At 69.9% G+C, this 17,650-nt stretch carries 14 protein-coding genes; 7 read left to right on the top strand and 7 right to left on the bottom strand.

Annotation, left to right across the window (positions count from 1 at the left end):
* Positions 1 to 101 precede the first annotated feature (101 nt).
* Positions 102 to 2,483 carry an excinuclease ABC subunit UvrA gene (locus AB0J88_RS34800; RefSeq protein ID WP_364348843.1) on the bottom strand — a complete coding sequence of 794 codons (2,382 nt, stop codon included), beginning with the start codon at positions 2,481 to 2,483 and terminating at the stop codon, positions 102 to 104.
* 75 nt (positions 2,484 to 2,558) lie between these two features.
* Entirely contained in the window at positions 2,559 to 2,888 is a 330-nt protein-coding gene (locus tag AB0J88_RS34795; RefSeq protein WP_364348846.1) for a VOC family protein, read from the bottom strand.
* 319 nt (positions 2,889 to 3,207) lie between these two features.
* Here AB0J88_RS34795 and AB0J88_RS34790 point away from each other — a divergent pair, with 319 nt between their 5' ends.
* The 3 genes from AB0J88_RS34790 (at position 3,208) to AB0J88_RS34780 (ending at position 6,843) form a co-directional block, all read left to right on the top strand.
* Positions 3,208 to 3,393: a DUF1737 domain-containing protein gene (locus AB0J88_RS34790; protein ID WP_364348849.1), complete on the top strand. Its 186-nt coding sequence runs from the start codon at positions 3,208 to 3,210 to the stop codon at positions 3,391 to 3,393.
* Between the two features lie 99 nt (positions 3,394 to 3,492).
* Entirely contained in the window at positions 3,493 to 6,177 is a 2,685-nt protein-coding gene (gene polA, locus AB0J88_RS34785) for a DNA polymerase I (protein WP_364348852.1), read from the top strand.
* Between the two features lie 357 nt (positions 6,178 to 6,534).
* Complete coding sequence (locus AB0J88_RS34780) at positions 6,535 to 6,843, top strand: hypothetical protein (protein WP_364348855.1); 309 nt, start codon at positions 6,535 to 6,537, stop codon at positions 6,841 to 6,843.
* Here the strand turns inward: AB0J88_RS34780 and AB0J88_RS34775 are convergent.
* The 4 genes from AB0J88_RS34775 to AB0J88_RS34760 are packed head-to-tail and all read right to left on the bottom strand — an operon-like array spanning position 6,833 to position 9,734.
* The gene (locus AB0J88_RS34775) at positions 6,833 to 7,156 is read right to left on the bottom strand and encodes a DUF3140 domain-containing protein (protein ID WP_364348858.1); all 324 of its coding nucleotides are present in this window, start codon (positions 7,154 to 7,156) and stop codon (positions 6,833 to 6,835) included. The two genes, AB0J88_RS34780 and AB0J88_RS34775, sit on opposite strands and share 11 nt — an antisense overlap.
* A complete protein-coding gene (locus tag AB0J88_RS34770) occupies positions 7,149 to 7,352 on the bottom strand; it encodes a DUF2945 domain-containing protein (protein ID WP_364348861.1) in 204 nt (67 codons plus the stop codon). The genes AB0J88_RS34775 and AB0J88_RS34770 overlap by 8 nt, the downstream gene beginning before the upstream one ends.
* A gap of 35 nt (positions 7,353 to 7,387) precedes the next feature.
* Positions 7,388 to 8,881: an amino acid permease gene (locus tag AB0J88_RS34765; protein ID WP_364348864.1), complete on the bottom strand. Its 1,494-nt coding sequence runs from the start codon at positions 8,879 to 8,881 to the stop codon at positions 7,388 to 7,390.
* Between the two features lie 49 nt (positions 8,882 to 8,930).
* On the bottom strand, positions 8,931 to 9,734 hold the full coding sequence (locus AB0J88_RS34760) for a class I SAM-dependent methyltransferase (protein WP_364348867.1): 804 nt from the start codon (positions 9,732 to 9,734) through the stop codon (positions 8,931 to 8,933).
* Between the two features lie 260 nt (positions 9,735 to 9,994).
* On the opposite strand from AB0J88_RS34760, the gene rpsA reads away from it, so the two are divergent.
* The gene (rpsA, locus tag AB0J88_RS34755) at positions 9,995 to 11,491 is read left to right on the top strand and encodes a 30S ribosomal protein S1 (protein WP_364348870.1); all 1,497 of its coding nucleotides are present in this window, start codon (positions 9,995 to 9,997) and stop codon (positions 11,489 to 11,491) included.
* A gap of 74 nt (positions 11,492 to 11,565) precedes the next feature.
* Positions 11,566 to 12,738 carry a dephospho-CoA kinase gene (gene coaE / locus AB0J88_RS34750; RefSeq protein ID WP_364348873.1) on the top strand — a complete coding sequence of 391 codons (1,173 nt, stop codon included), beginning with the start codon at positions 11,566 to 11,568 and terminating at the stop codon, positions 12,736 to 12,738.
* On the opposite strand, the gene AB0J88_RS34745 is transcribed toward coaE, so the two are convergent.
* On the bottom strand, positions 12,735 to 14,345 hold the full coding sequence (locus AB0J88_RS34745; RefSeq protein WP_364348876.1) for a hypothetical protein: 1,611 nt from the start codon (positions 14,343 to 14,345) through the stop codon (positions 12,735 to 12,737). The genes coaE and AB0J88_RS34745 overlap by 4 nt on opposite strands.
* Positions 14,346 to 14,656: 311 nt before the next feature.
* Here AB0J88_RS34745 and uvrB point away from each other — a divergent pair, with 311 nt between their 5' ends.
* Both uvrB and AB0J88_RS34735 read left to right on the top strand, forming a co-directional pair.
* Positions 14,657 to 16,792 (top strand): excinuclease ABC subunit UvrB, encoded by a 2,136-nt coding sequence (uvrB, locus tag AB0J88_RS34740; RefSeq protein WP_364348879.1) that lies wholly within the window; start codon positions 14,657 to 14,659, stop codon positions 16,790 to 16,792.
* Positions 16,789 to 17,625, top strand: a complete 837-nt coding sequence (locus AB0J88_RS34735; protein WP_364348882.1) for a helix-turn-helix domain-containing protein — start codon at positions 16,789 to 16,791, stop codon at positions 17,623 to 17,625. Before uvrB ends, AB0J88_RS34735 begins: the two co-directional genes overlap by 4 nt.
* Positions 17,626 to 17,650: the final 25 nt, after the last annotated feature.

Here is a 17,650-nt window from a genome sequence, read left to right as displayed (position 1 = left end):
ATCGCGCGTCCCGTGCCCACCGAGCAAGTGGAACCGCCCCGACCGATGGTTGACCCGCAGCAGCGGATCGGGGCTAGGAGTCGGCCCGGGCAGTCCGGCGTCTATGCGCCCACGTACGCCGCGAGGTGTTCGCCGGTCAACGTCGACCGCTGGGCCACCAGATCAGCCGGCGTGCCCTCGAAGACGACGAGGCCGCCGTCGTGGCCCGCTCCCGGACCCAGGTCGATGAGCCAGTCGGCATGGGCCATGACCGCCTGGTGGTGTTCGATGACGATGACCGACTTGCCGGCGTCGACCAGGCGGTCAAGGAGCCCCAGCAACTGCTCGACGTCGGCCAGGTGCAGGCCCGTGGTCGGCTCGTCGAGGATGTAGACGCCGCCCTTTTCGCCCATGTGCGTGGCTAGTTTCAGGCGTTGGCGTTCGCCGCCCGAGAGGGTGGTCAGGGGCTGGCCCAGGCGTAGGTAGCCCAGGCCCACGTCGGCCAGGCGGTCCAGGATCTTGTGTGCCGCCGGGGTGTTCGCCTCGCCCTTCGAGAAGAACTCTTCCGCCTCCGTCACCGACATCGCCAGGACTTCGCTGATGTCGCGGCCGCCCAGGCGGTATTCGAGGACCGACGCCTGGAAGCGCTTGCCCTCGCACTCCTCGCACGTCGACTCGACCGTGGCCATGACGCCGAGGTCGGTGTAGATCACGCCCGCGCCGTTGCAAGTCGGGCACGCGCCCTCCGAGTTGGCGCTGAACAGGGCCGGCTTGACCCCGTTGGCCTTGGCGAAGGCCTTGCGGATCGGCTCCAGCAGCCCCGTGTAGGTAGCCGGGTTGCTGCGCCGCGAACCCCGGATGCCGGTCTGGTCGATCGTCACCACGCCCTCGCCGCCCGACACCGAGCCGTGGATCAGCGAGCTCTTGCCCGATCCCGCCACCCCCGTCACGACGACCAGCACCCCCAGCGGGATGTCGACCGAGACGTCGCGCAGGTTGTGGGTGTTGGCACCGCGGACCGGCAGCTTGCCGGACGGCTTGCGCACCGAAGGCTTCAAGGACGCTCGGTCGTCCAGATGGCGGCCCGTCAACGTGTCCGAGGCGCGCAACCCTTCCAGCGAGCCCTCGAAGACCACCTCGCCGCCGAAGCTGCCCGCGCCCGGCCCGAGGTCGACCACGTGGTCGGCGATCGCGATCGTCTCAGGCTTGTGCTCGACGACCAGCACCGTGTTGCCCTTGTCGCGTAGTCGCAGCAGCAGGTCGTTCATCCGCGCGATGTCGTGCGGGTGCAGCCCGATGGTGGGCTCGTCGAAGACGTAGGTGACGTCGGTCAGCGCCGACCCCAGGTGGCGGATCATCTTGGTGCGCTGCGCCTCGCCACCGGACAGGGTGCCGGCCGGCCGGTCGAGCGAGAGGTAGCCCAGGCCGATCTCCGCGAACGAGTCCAGCAGGTGCTGCAGGCCGGCCACGAGCGGCGCCACAGACGGCTCGTCCAGCGAACGGATCCAGTCGGCCAGGTCGCTGATCTGCATCGAGCAGACGTCGGCGATGTTCTTGCCCTTGATCTTCGAGGACCGGGCCTCGGGGGCCAGCCGGGTGCCGTCGCAGTCGGGGCACGTCTGGAAGGTGACCGCCCGCTCCACGAACGCGCGTAGGTGCGGCTGGAGGGCGTCGACGTCCTTCGACAGAATCGACTTCTGGACCTTGGGGATCAACCCCTCGTACGTCAGGTTGATCCCCTCGACCTTGATCTTGGTCGGCTCCTTATGCAGCAGGTCGTGCAGCTCGCGCTTGTTGTACTTGGCGATCGGCTTGTCCGGGTCGAAGAAGCCCGAGCCCCGGAAGATCCGCCCGTACCAGCCCTCCATGCTGTATCCCGGCACCGTCAACGCGCCCTCGTTGAGCGACAGGCTGGCGTCGTAGAGCGCGGTCAGGTCGAAGTCGGTGACCGACCCCATGCCTTCGCACCGCGGGCACATGCCACCGAGCCGGTTGAAGGTCGCCTTCTCCGCCTTGGTCTTGCCGCCACGCTCGACGGTGATCGCACCGCTGGCCCGCACGGACGGCACGTTGAACGAATAGGCATTAGGCGAGCCGATGTGCGGCTGCCCGAGCCGGCTGAACAGGATGCGCAACATCGCGTTGGCGTCGGTGGCGGTGCCGACCGTGGAGCGGGGGTTGGCGCCCATCCGCTCCTGGTCGACGATGATCGCGGTGGTCAGGCCGTCGAGCAGGTCGACCTCGGGCCGCGACAGGTTGGGCATGAACCCCTGCACGAACGCGCTGTAGGTCTCGTTGATCATCCGCTGCGACTCGGCCGCGATCGTGCCGAACACGAGCGAGCTCTTGCCAGAGCCCGAGACCCCGGTGAACACCGTGAGCCGGCGCTTGGGGATCTCGATGGTCACGTCCTTGAGGTTGTTCTCGCGCGCACCCTGCACGCGGATCAGGTCGTGGCTGTCGGCGACGTGCGACCGGGTCTGCGACCTCGAGGCCGTGCTCATCGTGTCTCCATCCTCAGGTGGCGGGGGTGGGGCAGGTAGTCAAGGTACCCGTGGGGTGCGACAAAACCCGAGCGGTCAGCTGTCCTGCACGAGGCCGAGCACGTTGCCGTCGGGGTCGGAGAACGTGGCCACCAGCCGGCCACCGCCGACGTCCCGCGCGGCCTCGTTCACGGTCGCCCCGGCGGCGGTCACCTCGGCCAGCTTCGCCTCGATGTCGTCAACATGCCAGTAGGCAACAGGACCGGCGGTCGTGCGCCCGGGCACCAGCCCGATGTGCTGACCGTCGACGTCGTACCCGACGTAGTACGGCGCGTCCGCCTGCGGCTCGATCCCGAGCAGGGCTGTATATACCTCCTTGGCCTTGGCGAGGTCGGAAACGGGGTGCAGCACGGTCTTGATACTCATCGTCACTCCTGACGTCGTCGTTCGGTTCGGCTCCGACGCTAGCGGCGACCCCCTGACCAGGGCTTCTCGAATCCTGACCGGTATGACGCCGCAAGCGCGAAAGAGTGAGGCCCAACCGCTGAAGACCGAGAGCGAGATCAAGATCAGATCTTCTTCCCGGGTCCGCGGTGGTCCGGACCGTTGCTCCCGCCGGAGACCGCTCGCTTCGCTTCGCTGCCAGGTCCGCGGCACACCCCCGAGAACCGGACCGCGGATCTGGACCGCCCTGGCGTACCGTGTGATGGATCTTGGTCGTTCCTGGCACGGAGGAGGTGACGGCATGGCGGACGGTCCGCCCGATGGTCTGCCGCGGTATCGCGTGCTCACCGGGCCTGACGACGAGAGCTTCTGCCGGCGTGTCAGTGCGGCGCTCGACCTGGGGTTTCAGCTTCACGGCGGGCCGAGTGTGACCTTCAACGGCGTACACGTCGTCGTGGCCCAAGCCCTGGTCTGGCCGGACGCCTGACCGACCTCCGCGCGCAGAGTTCGGTGATCCGGACAACCGGGACGAAACTGCTCGGGTCCGGTCGGCATCTTGTCGGACCCTCCGACTAGCATCGCTCGGGTGAGCGACCAGCCCCGGATCCTGCTGCTTGATGGCCACTCGTTGGCCTACCGTGCGTTTCACGCCCTGCCGGTGGAGAACTTCTCCACCGCGACCGGGCAGTCGACGAACGCGGTGTTCGGGTTCACGTCGATGCTGATCAACATGCTGCGCGACGAGAAGCCGACGCACATCATCGTGTCGTTCGACGTGTCGCGGCAGTCGTTCCGCACCGAGCGCTACTCCGAATACAAGGCCGGGCGGTCCGAGACGCCCAAGCCGTTCCAGGGGCAGGTCAGCCTGGTCAAAGAGGTGCTCGCGGCGCTGCGGATCCCGGTGGTGGAGAAGCCGGGCTACGAGGCCGACGACGTGATCGGCACGCTGACCACGCAGGCGCGCGCGGCGGGCATGGAGGTGATCATCTCGACCGGCGACCGCGACGCGTTCCAGTTGGTCGACGAGCATGTCACCGTTCTGTACCCCGTGCGCGGCGTGTCCGAGGTGTGGCGGATGAACCCCGAGGCAGTCGAGGCCAAATACTTCGTGCCGCCGGCGCGCTACCGCGACAAGGCGGCCCTCGTCGGGGAGACCAGCGACAACCTGCCGGGCGTGCCCGGCGTGGGTGACAAGACCGCCGCCAAGTGGATCAAGGAATATGGCGGCATCGACGGTGTGATCGCCAACGCCGACAAGATCAAGGGCAAGGCGGGCGAGAACCTGCGGGCCAACCTGTCCAACGTCATAAGGAACTACGAGCTCAACGCGCTGGTCTGCGACCTCGAGCTGCCGATGGGTCCCGAAGACGCGCGCTGGCACGGCTGGGACCGCGAGGCCGTCCACGAGATCTTCGACGCCCTCGAGTTCCGGGTGCTGCGCGAGCGCCTCTACCAATACCTCGACGCGGTCGAGCCCGAGGCCGAGGCCGGCTTCGACCTGTTCGGCGAGATCCTCGCGGCCGGCGGCGTCGCCCCCTGGGTGGCCGAGCACGTGCGACCCGGCGTGCCGACCGGCGTGGCCGTCGCGGGGCGGTTCGGCCGGGGCACCGGCGAGCTGACCGGCATCGCGCTGGCCACCGCCGACGGGCCGGCCGCCTGGTTCGACCCCACCCAGCTCGAGCCCGCCGACGAGCAGGCGGTGGCCGACTGGCTGGCCTCCGCCGAGCACCCCAAGGTGCTGCACGACAGCAAGCCGGCCCGGCTCGCGTTCGCCGCCCGCGGTTGGGACCTGCGTGGGCTCACCCGCGACACGGCGATCGCCGCCTATCTGGCCCGGCCCGACCAGCGCACCTACGACCTGGCCGACCTGGCGCTGCGCTACCTGCACCGCGAGCTACGCGTCGACACGCCCGAGACCGGCCAGCTCACGATCGACGGCCTGGGTGACGAGGGCGTGGCCGAGCAGAACCTCATGCTCCACGCCCGTGCCACCCTCGACCTGGCCGACGCGATCGACGCCGAGCTGTCGCGCGACGGTGAGCTCTCGATCCGCCTGATGGCCGACGTCGAGCTGCCGCTCTCCGAGGTGCTGGCCCGCATGGAGCAGGTCGGCATCGCGGCCGACACGCATTACCTCTCCGACATAGAGGCGCACTTCGCGGCCGAGGTGAAGGCGTCGGCCCAGGCGGCCTACTCGGTGCACGGCCGCGAGTTCAACCTGGGCTCGCCCAAGCAGCTCCAGGAGATCCTGTTCACCGAGCGCAACCTGCCCAAGACCCGGCGGATCAAGTCGGGCTACACGACCGACGCCGACGCGTTGCAGGGGCTGTTCGCGCAGACCGGCGACCCGCTGCTGGAGCACCTGCTGCGGCACCGCGACGTGGCCAAGCTCAAGTCCACGGTGGACGGGCTGCTCAAGTCGGTGTCCGATGACGGCCGCATCCACACCACCTATTTCCAGACGGTCGCGGCCACGGGCCGGCTCTCGTCGACCGACCCCAACCTGCAGAACATCCCGATCCGCACCGAGGAGGGCCGGCGGATCCGGCGGGCCTTCATCGTGGGCGAGGGCTACGAGACGCTGCTGACGGCCGACTACAGCCAGATCGAAATGCGCATCATGGCCGACATGTCCAAGGACCAGGCCCTGATCGACGCCTTCAACTCCGGCGCCGACTTCCACGCCGCGACCGCGTCCTCGGTCTTCGCCATGCCACTCGAAGACGTCACGGCCGACCACCGCCGCAAGATCAAGGCGATGAACTACGGCCTGGCGTACGGCCTGAGCGTCTACGGCCTATCGCAGCAGCTAGGCATCCCGACGGAAGAGGCCCGCGGCCTCATGGACGAATACTTCGACCGCTTCGGAGGCGTCCGCGACTACCTGCGGGCGATCGTCGACCGGGCCCGGCAGGACGGCTACACGGAGACCATCCTCGGCCGCCGCCGCTACCTACCGGACCTGGTCAGCGACAACCGCCAACGCCGCGAGATGGCGGAGCGGATGGCGCTCAACGCCCCCATCCAAGGCTCAGCCGCCGACATCATCAAGGTCGCGATGCTCCGCGTCGACGCGGCGATCAAGGAAGCCGGGTCGCGGTCGCGGATGCTGCTGCAGGTCCACGACGAGCTCGTCTTCGAGGTCGCGGAGGGGGAGCGGGAGCAGCTCGAGGCACTGGTCCGCGAGGCGATGGGCGGGGCATATCCGCTCGCGGTGCCGCTCGAGGTGTCGGTCGGCCTGGGCCGCGACTGGAACAGCGCCGACCACTAGGAACAGCGCCGAGGTGCCATAGGCAACCGCCGCCGCGTGGTCGTGCCAGCGACGACGTGTGGTGGCGCCGCAGGCAAGGGGCGGCCAAGCCGCGGGCAGCGACGGCGCGCACGTCGTCGGGGTCTCGCGACCATCGGTGCGCAGCGGCTCCCCGTCGTGTGCTGATCGCGGTCCATGTCCGCCAGAAGAGTGCGCCGCCACGCTGGGTGCGTCGCACGGATCCATAGGAGTTAGCGGGGCGGTGAACGTGCTTCGGCTGATCGGCTACTGGGACGGACGTATGCGAAGGACGAGGACTGGCCGGACGTTCGCGGCTTCGTCGACCCCTCGCTCGACGCGGGGGAGCGGGAGGCGTTGGTGGCTTACCCGCGCTCCGGCACCTGCTTCGTCGCGGCCGCCGGGTTCTCGACGTGTCGCTTCTGCGCCGCCCGCAACGGCAGCGTCGAACTGACCGACGGCGAGCATTTCATCTGGCCCGACGGGCTGGCGCACTACGTGGAGACGCACCAGGTCAGCCTGCCGCCCGACGTGCGCGCCGTCGCTGCCCGCGGCCTGGCCGCCCCGTTCGACAGTGCCGCCCTCGCCGCCCTGGAGAGCGACTTTCTCGACAGCGACGAAGCAGCCGTCGACATCGACTGGTGGCTGAGCCAGAGCGTCACGACTTGAGGGGGTCGTGGCCCCAGTTCATCAGGGAGTGGCGCCACGTCGTGTCACTGACGTCGCCCTTGGGGCGTTGGGCTGAGTGGCGCTTCACGTAGCCCACCACCTTGCGCATGTGGGCTCGGTCTTCGTCCGTGAGGTCCGACTTCTTCGTGCGCAGCAGCGTCACGATCCGCCGACCCGACTCGTGGCCCGTCGACTCTCCGCCACCCGATGGTTTCTGGCCTACCGCGCGTGAGTCGTCCGTCGCCAGCCAGCGCTCCAGTTCCCCCGCTGTCATGTTGACCGCCGCGCCGAAGTCCGTCACCTCGTCACTCACGGCGCAGCGCCTCCTCCGTGTGCACCGCGTCCCGGCCCGTCTTGTCGCTGCGGACCCGGTACTGCGGCTCGTCGGCCGACGCGTCCACGGTGCGGCCCGCCGCGGATCGACGCGACGTGATCCGCTCCTCGACCGTCCCGTGTACTCGCTGGCCGTGGCTCTGCCAGCTCACCTTGTCGCCCTTGTGGAGTCCCATGCCGCGCGTATACCCGGCAGAAAACGGACAAAACCTCATGCATGCGGGCGCGAAGACGGGGTCGGCAGCTCGGCCTCCTCTTCCGCCGCGCGGCGGCGGCCGGCCGCGTGCATCCCGTACGCGAAGTAGAGCACGAAGCCAACGGCCATCCAGATGACGAACCTGATCCACGTGTCGACCGGCAGGTTGATCATCAGCCAGAGGCACGCCACGACGGCGAGGATCGGGACGACCGGGACCCATGGCGTACGGAACGCCCGCGGTAGCTCCGGTCGGGTCCGGCGCAGGATGATCACACCGAGCGCCACCACCACGAACGCGAACAGGGTGCCGATCGACGTGAGCTCCGACAGCTTCGCCAGCGGCACGAAGCCCGCCATCAGCATCACCACGACGCCCGTGCCGATGGTGATCAGCCACGGCGTGCCGAACCGCGGGTGGACCCGGGCCAGGGCCGGCGGCAGCAGGTTGTCGCGCGACATGGCGAACAGCACCCGCGCCTGGCCGAGCAGCAGCACCAGGATCACGGTGGTGATGCCGCAGATCGCCCCCAGGGAGATCACCTTGGCCGCCCACTCGACGCCGACGTCAGAGAAGGCCTTCGCCAACGGCGCCCCCGTGTCCAATGACGAGTATTTGGCCATTCCGGTCACCACGAACGCGACCGCCATGTACAGCACTGCGCAGATGCCGAGTGACCACAGGATGCCGCGCGGCATGTCGCGCTGCGGGTGGCGGGTCTCCTCGGCGGTGGTCGCGACCACGTCGAAGCCGATGTAGGCGAAGAACACGATCGACGCCGCCGCCACGATGCCGAAGAAGCCGAACTGCTGCGGCACGATCCCGAGCAGCGCCTGCAGCAACGGCTCCTCGCCGCCGGATGCGCCCGAACTGGGCTGCGCCGGCGGCACGAACGGCGTCAGGTTGGCCGACGAGACGTAGAAGAGCCCGAGACCGATCACGAACAGCACCACCGCGACCTTGATCGCGACCAGCACGCCGGTGACCCGTCCGGACAGCTTCGTGCCCACCACACCGACGACGGTCAGCAGCGCCACGATCGCCATCGCACCCCAGTCGGGCGTGGCGGCGTCACCGGCGAGCCACGGGGGCAGGTCGAAGAGCGTCTGCAGGTACGCGCTCCAGCCCCGCGCCACCACGGCCGCGCCGAGGCCCAGCTCCAGGACGAGGTCCCAGCCGATGATCCAGGCGACGAGCTCGCCGAGGGTCGCATAGCCGAAGGTGTACGCGCTGCCCGCCACCGGCACCGTCGAGGCGAACTCGGCGTAGCACAACGCCGCCAGCGCGCAGACGATCGCCGCGAGCAGGAACGAGATGACGATCGCCGGGCCGGCGTTGCGGGCCGCCTGTTGGCCGGTGAGCACGAAGATTCCCGTACCCACGATGACCCCGACCCCGAAGACGGTGAGGTCGAGCGCGCTGAGCTCGCGCTTGAGCTTGTGGCCCGGCTCGTCGGTCTCCGCGATGGACCGCTCGATGCTCTTGGTGCGCAGGACGGAGATGGACATGGATGCGATTCTCATCCCAAAGGCCGACAACCGCAGCGTGAGCAGCGACCTACGGGCGCGACGCCACGAAGATCGCTGTGCCGGGGAAGAGCCGGCCACGCAACGGGCTCCACTGCCCCCAGATCGCCTCGTGCCCCTCGGGCCATTCCGGCTCGATCAGGTCCTCGAGGACGAAGCCGGCGGCGACGAGCTCGCGGATGCGGTCGCCGAGGGTACGGTGCTGCTCGACGTAGGTCGGCACCCCGGCCGCCGTGGTCTCGACGTAGGGCCGCCGGTCGAAGTAGGAGTGGACCGCCACGAGCCCGCCCTCGCCCGGGTCGTCCAGGAAGATCCACCGCATCGGGTGCGTCACGGCGAACACCCACCGCCCACTCGGACGTACCACCCGAAACACCTCGCGCATCAGTGCCGCGGAGTCGGCCACGAACGGCACCGCGCCGAAGGCCGTGAAGGCGATATCGAACGATTCGTCGCCGAACGGCAGCGCCAGCGCGTCGGCCTGGACCAGGGGCATGCGTACACCTGATGCTGTGTTCCCGGTCACAGCGTGCCGCAGCATGCCGGCGGACAAATCGGTCGCGACGACCGTGGCACCCTGGGCGGCCAGCCAGCGCGAGGCGGCCGCGGCACCCGCGCCGACCTCGATGATCCGCCGGCCGGCGACCGGGCCGAGCAGGTGCGCGTCCGACTCCCGCAACCCCTCGGGGCACCAGCGGAACTCGACCTCGCCCAGGAAGGCGCCGTGCTCGGCCTGGTAGGCGTCGGCATCCTTGTCCCACCAGCCACGACTGGCTCGCCGGGCCTCCGCGTCGGTCACCGCGTGCCGGCCCACTCCCGGATCGTCGTCAGACACGGTGACCACCCCATCACGCGGTACGTTGACGGCGCGGCTTGGGGAGGGCTTGCACGCTGTGGTAATGCGCACGGTAAGCTAGTCGATGCGCACGCGGATTGTGTGCCTCGGCAGGGAGCAGGCGTCCGCGGTCCACGGACACCATCAATGATCATGGGCGATCGTTGCGGTGTGCCTACGACCATTTCGCGGGCGCACACAGGTCATTAGCTACCCGCACCGCAGCTGTGACACACCATCCGACCGGAGCAACCGCCCACATGACGAGCAGCATCGAGGCCACCTCGAGCGCCAACAAGGTCACCATCGACGATCTCGGTTCCGAGGAGGCTTTCCTCGCCGCGATCGACGAGACCATCAAGTACTTCAACGACGGCGACATTGTCGAAGGCACCGTCGTCAAGGTCGATCGGGACGAGGTCCTGCTCGACATCGGCTACAAGACCGAGGGTGTGATCCCCTCTCGTGAGTTGTCGATCAAGCACGACGTCGACCCCGCCGAGGTGGTGTCGGTCGGTGACCACATCGAGGCCCTCGTCCTCCAGAAGGAGGACAAGGAAGGTCGTCTGATCCTCTCGAAGAAGCGCGCGCAGTACGAGCGGGCGTGGGGCACCATCGAGAAGATCAAGGAAGAGGACGGGGTCGTTCGCGGCTCGGTCATCGAGGTGGTCAAGGGTGGTCTGATCCTCGACATCGGTCTGCGGGGCTTCCTGCCCGCGTCCCTCGTCGAGATGCGGCGGGTCCGGGACCTGCAGCCGTACGTGGGCCGCGAGCTCGAGGCGAAGATCATAGAGCTCGACAAGAACCGCAACAACGTGGTTCTGTCGCGCCGCGCCTGGCTCGAGCAGACCCAGTCCGAGGTGCGCACCGAGTTCCTCAACAAGCTCCAGAAGGGCCAGGTCCGCAAGGGCGTGGTCTCGTCGATCGTCAACTTCGGCGCGTTCGTCGACCTGGGCGGCGTCGACGGTCTGGTGCACGTCTCCGAGCTCTCCTGGAAGCACATCGACCACCCGTCCGAGGTTGTCGAGGTCGGCCAGGAGGTCGAGGTCGAGGTTCTCGACGTCGACCTCGACCGGGAGCGGGTCTCGCTGTCGCTGAAGGCGACGCAGGAGGACCCGTGGCGTCAGTTCGCTCGCACGCACGCGATCCAGCAGATCGTGCCCGGTAAGGTCACCAAGCTGGTGCCGTTCGGTGCGTTCGTCCGGGTCGACGACGGCATCGAGGGTCTGGTGCACATCTCCGAGCTGGCCGAGCGCCACGTGGAGATCCCGGAGCAGGTCGTCCAGGTCGGCTCCGACGTCATGGTCAAGGTCATCGACATCGACCTCGAGCGCCGGCGGATCTCGCTGTCGCTCAAGCAGGCCAACGAGGGCTTCGTCGAGGGCGAGGAGCACTTCGACCCGACCCTCTACGGCATGGCCGCGACCTACGACAACGAGGGCAACTACATCTACCCCGAGGGCTTCGACCCGGAGACGGGTGAGTGGCTCGAGGGCTACGACAAGCAGCGCGAGACCTGGGAGACGCAGTACGCCGAGGCTCGTCAGCGGTGGGAGGCGCACACCAAGCAGGTGCAGTCGTCCCGCGCCGCCGACGCCGAGGCCGCCGCGGCCCCGCCGGCTCCGGCCGGTCAGGGTGGCGGAGCGTCGTCCTCCTCGTCCTCTTCCTCGCCGGCTCGCGCCGCCGAGGAGCCCGCTGGCACGCTCGCGACCGACGAGGCGCTCGCCGCGCTTCGCGAGAAGCTGGCCGGTAAGTAGGTAACACCGCAACATCAAGAGCAGCGGCCCCGCACCGTACGGTGCGGGGCCGCTTGCTTGTTAGCCTGGCGGGCGTGTTGCAGGTGGGGTTGACCGGTGGGATCGGTGCCGGGAAGAGTGCGGCGGCGGCGCGGTTCGCCGCGGCCGGGGCATTGGTGATCGACTCTGATCGGCTGGCCCGCGAGGTGGTCGAGCCGGGCACCCCTGGGCTCGCCGAGGTGGTCGCGACGTTCGGGCCGGACGTGCTCTCCGCAGACGGCTCGCTCGACCGGGCGGCGCTCGGCCGGGTCGTGTTCGGCGATCCCACCGCCCGCAAGCGGCTCGAAGGCATCCTGCACCCGCTGATCCGGGCGCGCAGTGCCGAGCTGGCCGCCGCGGCGCCACCCGACACGATCATCGTCAACGACGTGCCGCTGCTGGTCGAGGGCGGGCTCGGCTCCGCGTACCACCTGGTCGTGGTCGTCGACGCCGCGCCGGAGGTGCGGATCGAGCGGCTGGTCCGCGACCGGGGGATGACGGCGGACGACGCCGCGGCCCGGATCGCGGCGCAGATCGACGACGCCACCCGGCGCGCGGCCGCCGACGTGGTGCTCGACAACAGCGGCGCCCCGGAGGCGCTGGCTGCCGCGGTCGACGCACTGTGGACAGACCGGTTGGTCGAGTTCGAGGCGAACGTGCGCGCCGGCCGCTGGGCCGACAAGGACCCGCTGGCGACGGTGGTCGACTACGACCCGACGTGGCCGGAGCAGTACGACCGGCTGGCGGCCCGGATCCTGCGGCGCGCCGGCCTGTCGCACCGGATCGACCACATCGGCTCGACCGCCGTGCCCGGGCTGCCCGCCAAGGACGTCGTCGACATCATGTTGACCGTCGACTCGCTGGACGAGGCCGACGCCCTCGCCGAACCGCTGACGCAGGCGGGCTTTCCGCGTAAGCCCGGCGTCTACCAGGACCGGCCGAAGCCGCCGCACCCCGGGCCGTGGGAGAAGCGGATGCACGCCAACGCCGACCCCGGACGCCGGGTCAACCTGCACGTCCGGGTGGCGGGCTCGCCGGGCTGGCGGACGGCGCTGCTGCTGCGCGACCACCTGAGGGCCGACGCCGCCGACCGCGAGGCGTACGCCGCGATCAAGCTGGCCAACGCGGGCCGGACGATCGACGACTACCTGGACGCCAAGGAGCCGTTCTTCGACGAGCTCTACGTCCGCGCCGGCGCGTGGGCGGCGCGGACGGACTGGCGTCCTTAACCGAGCTGGCCGGTCGGCAGGTTCGGCACCGTACCGTCGACGAAGTCGATCTGGCCGAACGTGCCGGCCCGCGTGCGCGCCTCCAACCGCTGGATCGCGCCGGTCTTGTCGAGCCAGTAGCGCATCCGGGCCTGGCCCCGGCCGATGTCGCCCTGCTCGGCCGGCTTGGCGATCTCGAACACCGTCACCTTGACACCGCCGACGGTGTCCTTGCGCAGGTACGACGCGTGCTCCTCGAAGAAGCTCGCACTGTCCTGGGTCGGTGCGGCCACCGCGAGCGCCTCGCCGAGCAGCAGGTCGATGTCGAGACCGCCGCGGGCGTCGGCCCGCTGCGCCCAGGCCTGGAACGTCCAGCCGCTGTCCGGCGCCGGCACGGGCGGCTCGTCGATCGCCTTTCCGGACTTCGTCTGGTACGCCACCCCGGCCGGGTCGGCCCGCATGAACGCCACGTCGGTGGGCTTGCGGACGTCGTGCACGGCGACGTACGCCACCGTGGTGTTCCAGTCGAGCCACCCGGTGCCGCGCAGCTGCGCGACCGGCAGGGTGGGCACGTCGACGGTGAACTTCGCGCCGTTGCGGGCCTGGTTGCGCTGGCGCATCTTGGCCAGCAGGGCGGCCTCGGTCTTGTTGGGCGCGCGCGGCGTGATCGCGCGGCCGCCGAACGCGGCGACGGCGTTGACCTCGGTGCGGTTCGTGCGGTCGAGGTCGACCCGCGCCGAGATGTTGCCCGGCAGGAGCGCCTCGAAGCGGCGCAGCTTGGCGGTCGGGTCGAGCCAGTAGCGCATGGCGCCGCCGAGCTCGTCAAGGGCGGTCGGTGGGGCGGTGCGCGAAGGGCTGGGGCTCGCGGTCGGCGTGGGTTTCGTGGCCGTCGCTGTCGCTGTCGCCGTTGCTTTTGCCTTGGCCGACGGGGTGGCGGTGGTCGTGGGGAGCGGCTGCGGTGGGACCGCGGGGCCGAGCAGCACGTCGACCGTCGTACCCCCGATGCGGTCCTGGCCCATCCATCGCGCGTCGCTCCTGGCCAGCAGGTCGGCGTGGTCGGCCTTCGGGCTGGCGACGACGAACACCAGCGAGAGGAAGGTGTCCAGCGAGGTGGCGGACTTGCCGGAGGGGGACCAGCTGCGCAGCTGCCAGCCGTCGGCCGGTGGATCCGCCGGCGGCTCGGCGACCGGTGGCGCCGGCTTCGTGGCGTCGCTCGGTCGTGGGGCCTCGGCCTCCGCGGCCGCTTCGGCCGGCGTCGCGGGCCTGGTCGCCACCACGCCGGGTACGGCCTGGAGCAGCCCACGCTGGTCGCCCGCGCCGGGACCGCCGACCCGCAGGTAGGCCAGCGCGCGCTTCCAGTCGACCCAACCGGCGACCCGGACCTGGGCGTCGCCCTCGCCCCAGACCGCGTTGACGCCGGAGCGCTCGTCGCGGAAGTTGGTGACCCGCATCTCGGACAGGCGTTGCGCCTCGGCCGCGGACAGCGGCCGGGACTGGGTGGCCGCCTTGTCCGGCCCCCAGGAGACCAGGCCGCCGATCAGACCGGCGAGCGATCCGAGGGAGATGCAGACGAGGGCGACCAACGCGATGATGCGCCGGCGTTCCGCGGGACGACGAGAAAGGGTCACGCGTGGTTGAACGGGGCATGCGTGGCTGAGGTGACGTGGGTACGCGTAAAGGGCGCTCGCGGCGGCCGGTCTGCGCATCGCGCGACCGCGTCGGGTGCGCACGCCGACGATGTGCCGGGGCTGCAACCACAGCGCCGGGGACGACCGGCCGGTGTGGAGGCCCGATCATGCTCCCGGTCGGCCGCCGCGAGCGGCCTACGCTGAAACGGTAGCGCGGTGACCTATCCCACACAATGACAATATCGAAGCCGATCACGCACGCAACGTCCCGTCCGGGGAAGATGTCGTACCCCCGACGTAGTTTTAGAGGCATGACCCTGGACATCCCCCGCACCGACCGGCGGTTCGAGGTCGTCAGCGAGTTCAAGCCCGCGGGCGACCAGCCGGCGGCCATCGACGAGCTTGAGCGGCGCGTGCGCGCGGGTGACCGGCATTCGGTGCTTCTCGGCGCCACCGGCACCGGCAAGAGCGCGACCACCGCGTGGCTGATCGAGCGACTACAGCGGCCCGCGCTGGTGCTCGCGCCCAACAAGACACTCTGTGCACAGCTGGCCAAGGAGTTCCGCGAGCTGCTGCCCAACAACGCGGTCGAATACTTCGTCTCCTATTACGACTACTACCAGCCCGAGGCCTACATCCCGCAGACCGACACCTACATCGAGAAGGACTCGTCGATCAACGAGGAGGTCGAGCGGCTCCGCCACTCGGCCACGATGTCGCTGCTCACCCGGCGCGACGTGGTGGTGGTCGCCACCGTGTCGGCGATCTACGGCCTGGGCACGCCGTCCGAATACCTCGACCAGGCGGTGCGGCTCAAGCGCGGCGCCGAGATCGACCGTGACAAGGTGCTGCGGCAGCTGGTCGACATCCAATACACGCGCAACGACATGTCGTTCACCCGCGGCACGTTCCGGGTGCGCGGCGACACGCTCGAGATCATCCCGGCTTACGAGGAGCTGGCCGTCCGGGTCGAGCTGTGGGGCGACGAGATCGAGAAGCTCTACTACCTGCACCCGCTGACCGGTGACGTGATCCGCGAGGTCGACGACCTGTTCATCTTCCCGGCGTCGCACTACGCGGCCGGCGCCGAGCGGATGGAGCGGGCGATCGGGCGCATCGAGGTCGAGCTGGCCGACCGCCTCGCCGAGCTCGAGGGTCAGAACAAGCTGCTCGAGGCACAGCGACTACGCATGCGCACGACCTACGACGTCGAGATGATGCGCCAGGTCGGCTTCTGCAACGGCATCGAGAACTACTCGATGCACATCGACGGGCGCAACTACGGTGACCCGCCGTTCTGCCTGCTCGACTACTTCCCGGACGACTTCGTCACGGTGATTGACGAGTCGCACGTGACGGTCCCGCAGATCGGCGCGATGTACGAGGGCGACGCGTCCCGCAAGCGCCTGCTGGTCGAGCACGGCTTCCGGCTGCCCAGCGCGGCCGACAACCGGCCGCTGCGGTTCGACGAGGTGCTCGAGCGCGTCGGCCAGATGGTGTTCCTCTCGGCGACGCCCGGGCCGTGGGAGCTGCGCGAGGCCGGCGGCGAGTTCGTCGAGCAGGTCATCCGGCCGACCGGCCTGATCGACCCCGAGGTGGTGGTCAAGCCGACCAAGGGCCAGATCGACGACCTGATGCACGAGATTCGGCTGCGCACCGAACGCGACGAGCGGGTGCTGGTCACGACCTTGACCAAGAAGATGGCCGAGGACCTGACCGACTACCTGCTGGAGCACGGCATCCGGGTGCGTTACCTGCACTCCGAGGTCGACACGCTGCGCCGGGTCGAGCTGCTGCGCGAGCTGCGCAAGGGCGACTACGACGTGCTGGTCGGCATCAACCTGCTGCGCGAGGGTCTCGACCTGCCCGAGGTGTCGCTGGTGTCGATCCTCGACGCCGACAAGGAGGGCTTCCTGCGCAGCGGCCGCTCGCTGGTGCAGACCATCGGCCGCGCCGCGCGAAACGTGTCCGGCCAGGTCCACATGTACGCCGACAAGATGACCCCGTCGATGGCCGAGGCGATCGACGAGACCAACCGCCGGCGGGCCAAGCAGGTGGCGCACAACGAGGCCAACGGCATCTCGCCCGAGCCGCTCCGCAAGAAGATCCACGACATCCTCGACGACATCTACCGCGAGGCCGAAGACACCGAAGGGGCCCTCGGCGGCCACGGCCCCGGCGGCGCGATCGTCGGCGGCGGCGGGCGGCAGATGTCCCGAGGCAAAGGCCCCGTGCCGGAGACCCGGTCCAAGGGCAAGCCGGCGGCCGCGCGACCGTCCCGCGAGGGCATGGCGCGGCACGACCTGGCCCAGCTCATCCAGCAGCTCAACGACCAGATGCTGGCCGCGGCGCGCGAGCTCCAGTTCGAGCTGGCGGCCCGGATCCGCGACGAGGTGCACGAGCTCAAGAAGGAGCTACGCGGCATGGACGTGGCCGGAGTCAAATGATCGGCTACACCGTCGGAGCGCCCGCGGGGGCGCTCCGACGGGCCGTCGGCCCCTACGTCGGCTATGCCGAGCGGGCCGCGGATCCGCTCGCCCGCCGCGAGATCGCGGTCTCCCGCTGCGTCCTGGTGCTCGGCTGGGGCGCACCGCTGGACGTCCGCGATCCGCGCGGCCCGTCCGGCGGGGCGACCGGCGTCGCCTCGTTCGCGGCGGGCCTGTCCGACAGCTACGTCGACACGGTCACGGCGCCGGGCACCGCTTCGGGGGTGCAGGTGATGCTCGACCCGCTGGTCGCGGCCCGCATCCTGGGTCGCCCGTTCGGCGAGGTCGCCAACCGGGTGGTCGGGGTCGACTCACTCGACGGCGGGGCGCTGCGCGACTTCCGCGCGCTACCGGCGCGGCTGGGAGCCGCGGCCGGCTGGGACGAGCGGTTCGCACTGCTCGATCGAACCTTCGGCGCCCGGCTGGCCGACACTCCGGAGCCGGACCGCCGGCTGGCCGGCGCCTGGCGCCGGCTGCGGCTCAGCGGCGGCGCGATTCCGGTCGACCAACTGGCCGCCCTGACGGGCTGGAGCCGCCGCCATCTGGCCGCGGTCTTCCGGCGAGAGCTCGGCCTGCCCCCCAAGGTGCTGGCGCGGCTGGTTCGCTTCGAACGCGCTTACGGGCTCGCGGGGCGGGCGGCCGAGGAGGGGTGGGCTTCGGTCGCGGCGGAGGCCGGCTATTACGACCAGGCGCACCTGATCCGCGACTTCCGCACGTTCACGGGCTCGACCCCGACCCGACTGGCCGGCCCGTCGCCCGACAGCCCGGCCCTCCTGACCGCCGTCGACGCTTGAGGGCTCGTCGCCGCTGAGGCCGGTG

The sequence above is a fragment of the Asanoa sp. NPDC049475 genome, assembly GCF_040676915.1.
Taxonomy (GTDB): Bacteria; Actinomycetota; Actinomycetes; order Mycobacteriales; family Micromonosporaceae; genus Asanoa.
The sequence above is the reverse complement of the archived record's forward strand: the minus strand, read 5'-3'. Positions and strand labels throughout refer to the sequence as shown.

Excerpts from the sequence above, each read along its gene's own strand:
- AB0J88_RS34735 (WP_364348882.1), top strand. The coding sequence starts at position 16,789 with ATGATCGGCTACACCGTCGGAGCGCCCGCGGGGGCGCTCCGACGGGCC.
- AB0J88_RS34790 (WP_364348849.1), top strand. The coding sequence starts at position 3,208 with ATGGCGGACGGTCCGCCCGATGGTCTGCCGCGGTATCGCGTGCTCACC.
- AB0J88_RS34765 (WP_364348864.1), bottom strand. The coding sequence starts at position 8,881 with ATGTCCATCTCCGTCCTGCGCACCAAGAGCATCGAGCGGTCCATCGCG.
- AB0J88_RS34795 (WP_364348846.1), bottom strand. The coding sequence starts at position 2,888 with ATGAGTATCAAGACCGTGCTGCACCCCGTTTCCGACCTCGCCAAGGCC.
- AB0J88_RS34770 (WP_364348861.1), bottom strand. The coding sequence starts at position 7,352 with ATGGGACTCCACAAGGGCGACAAGGTGAGCTGGCAGAGCCACGGCCAG.
- rpsA (WP_364348870.1), top strand. The coding sequence starts at position 9,995 with ATGACGAGCAGCATCGAGGCCACCTCGAGCGCCAACAAGGTCACCATC.
- uvrB (WP_364348879.1), top strand. The coding sequence starts at position 14,657 with ATGACCCTGGACATCCCCCGCACCGACCGGCGGTTCGAGGTCGTCAGC.
- AB0J88_RS34800 (WP_364348843.1), bottom strand. The coding sequence starts at position 2,483 with ATGAGCACGGCCTCGAGGTCGCAGACCCGGTCGCACGTCGCCGACAGC.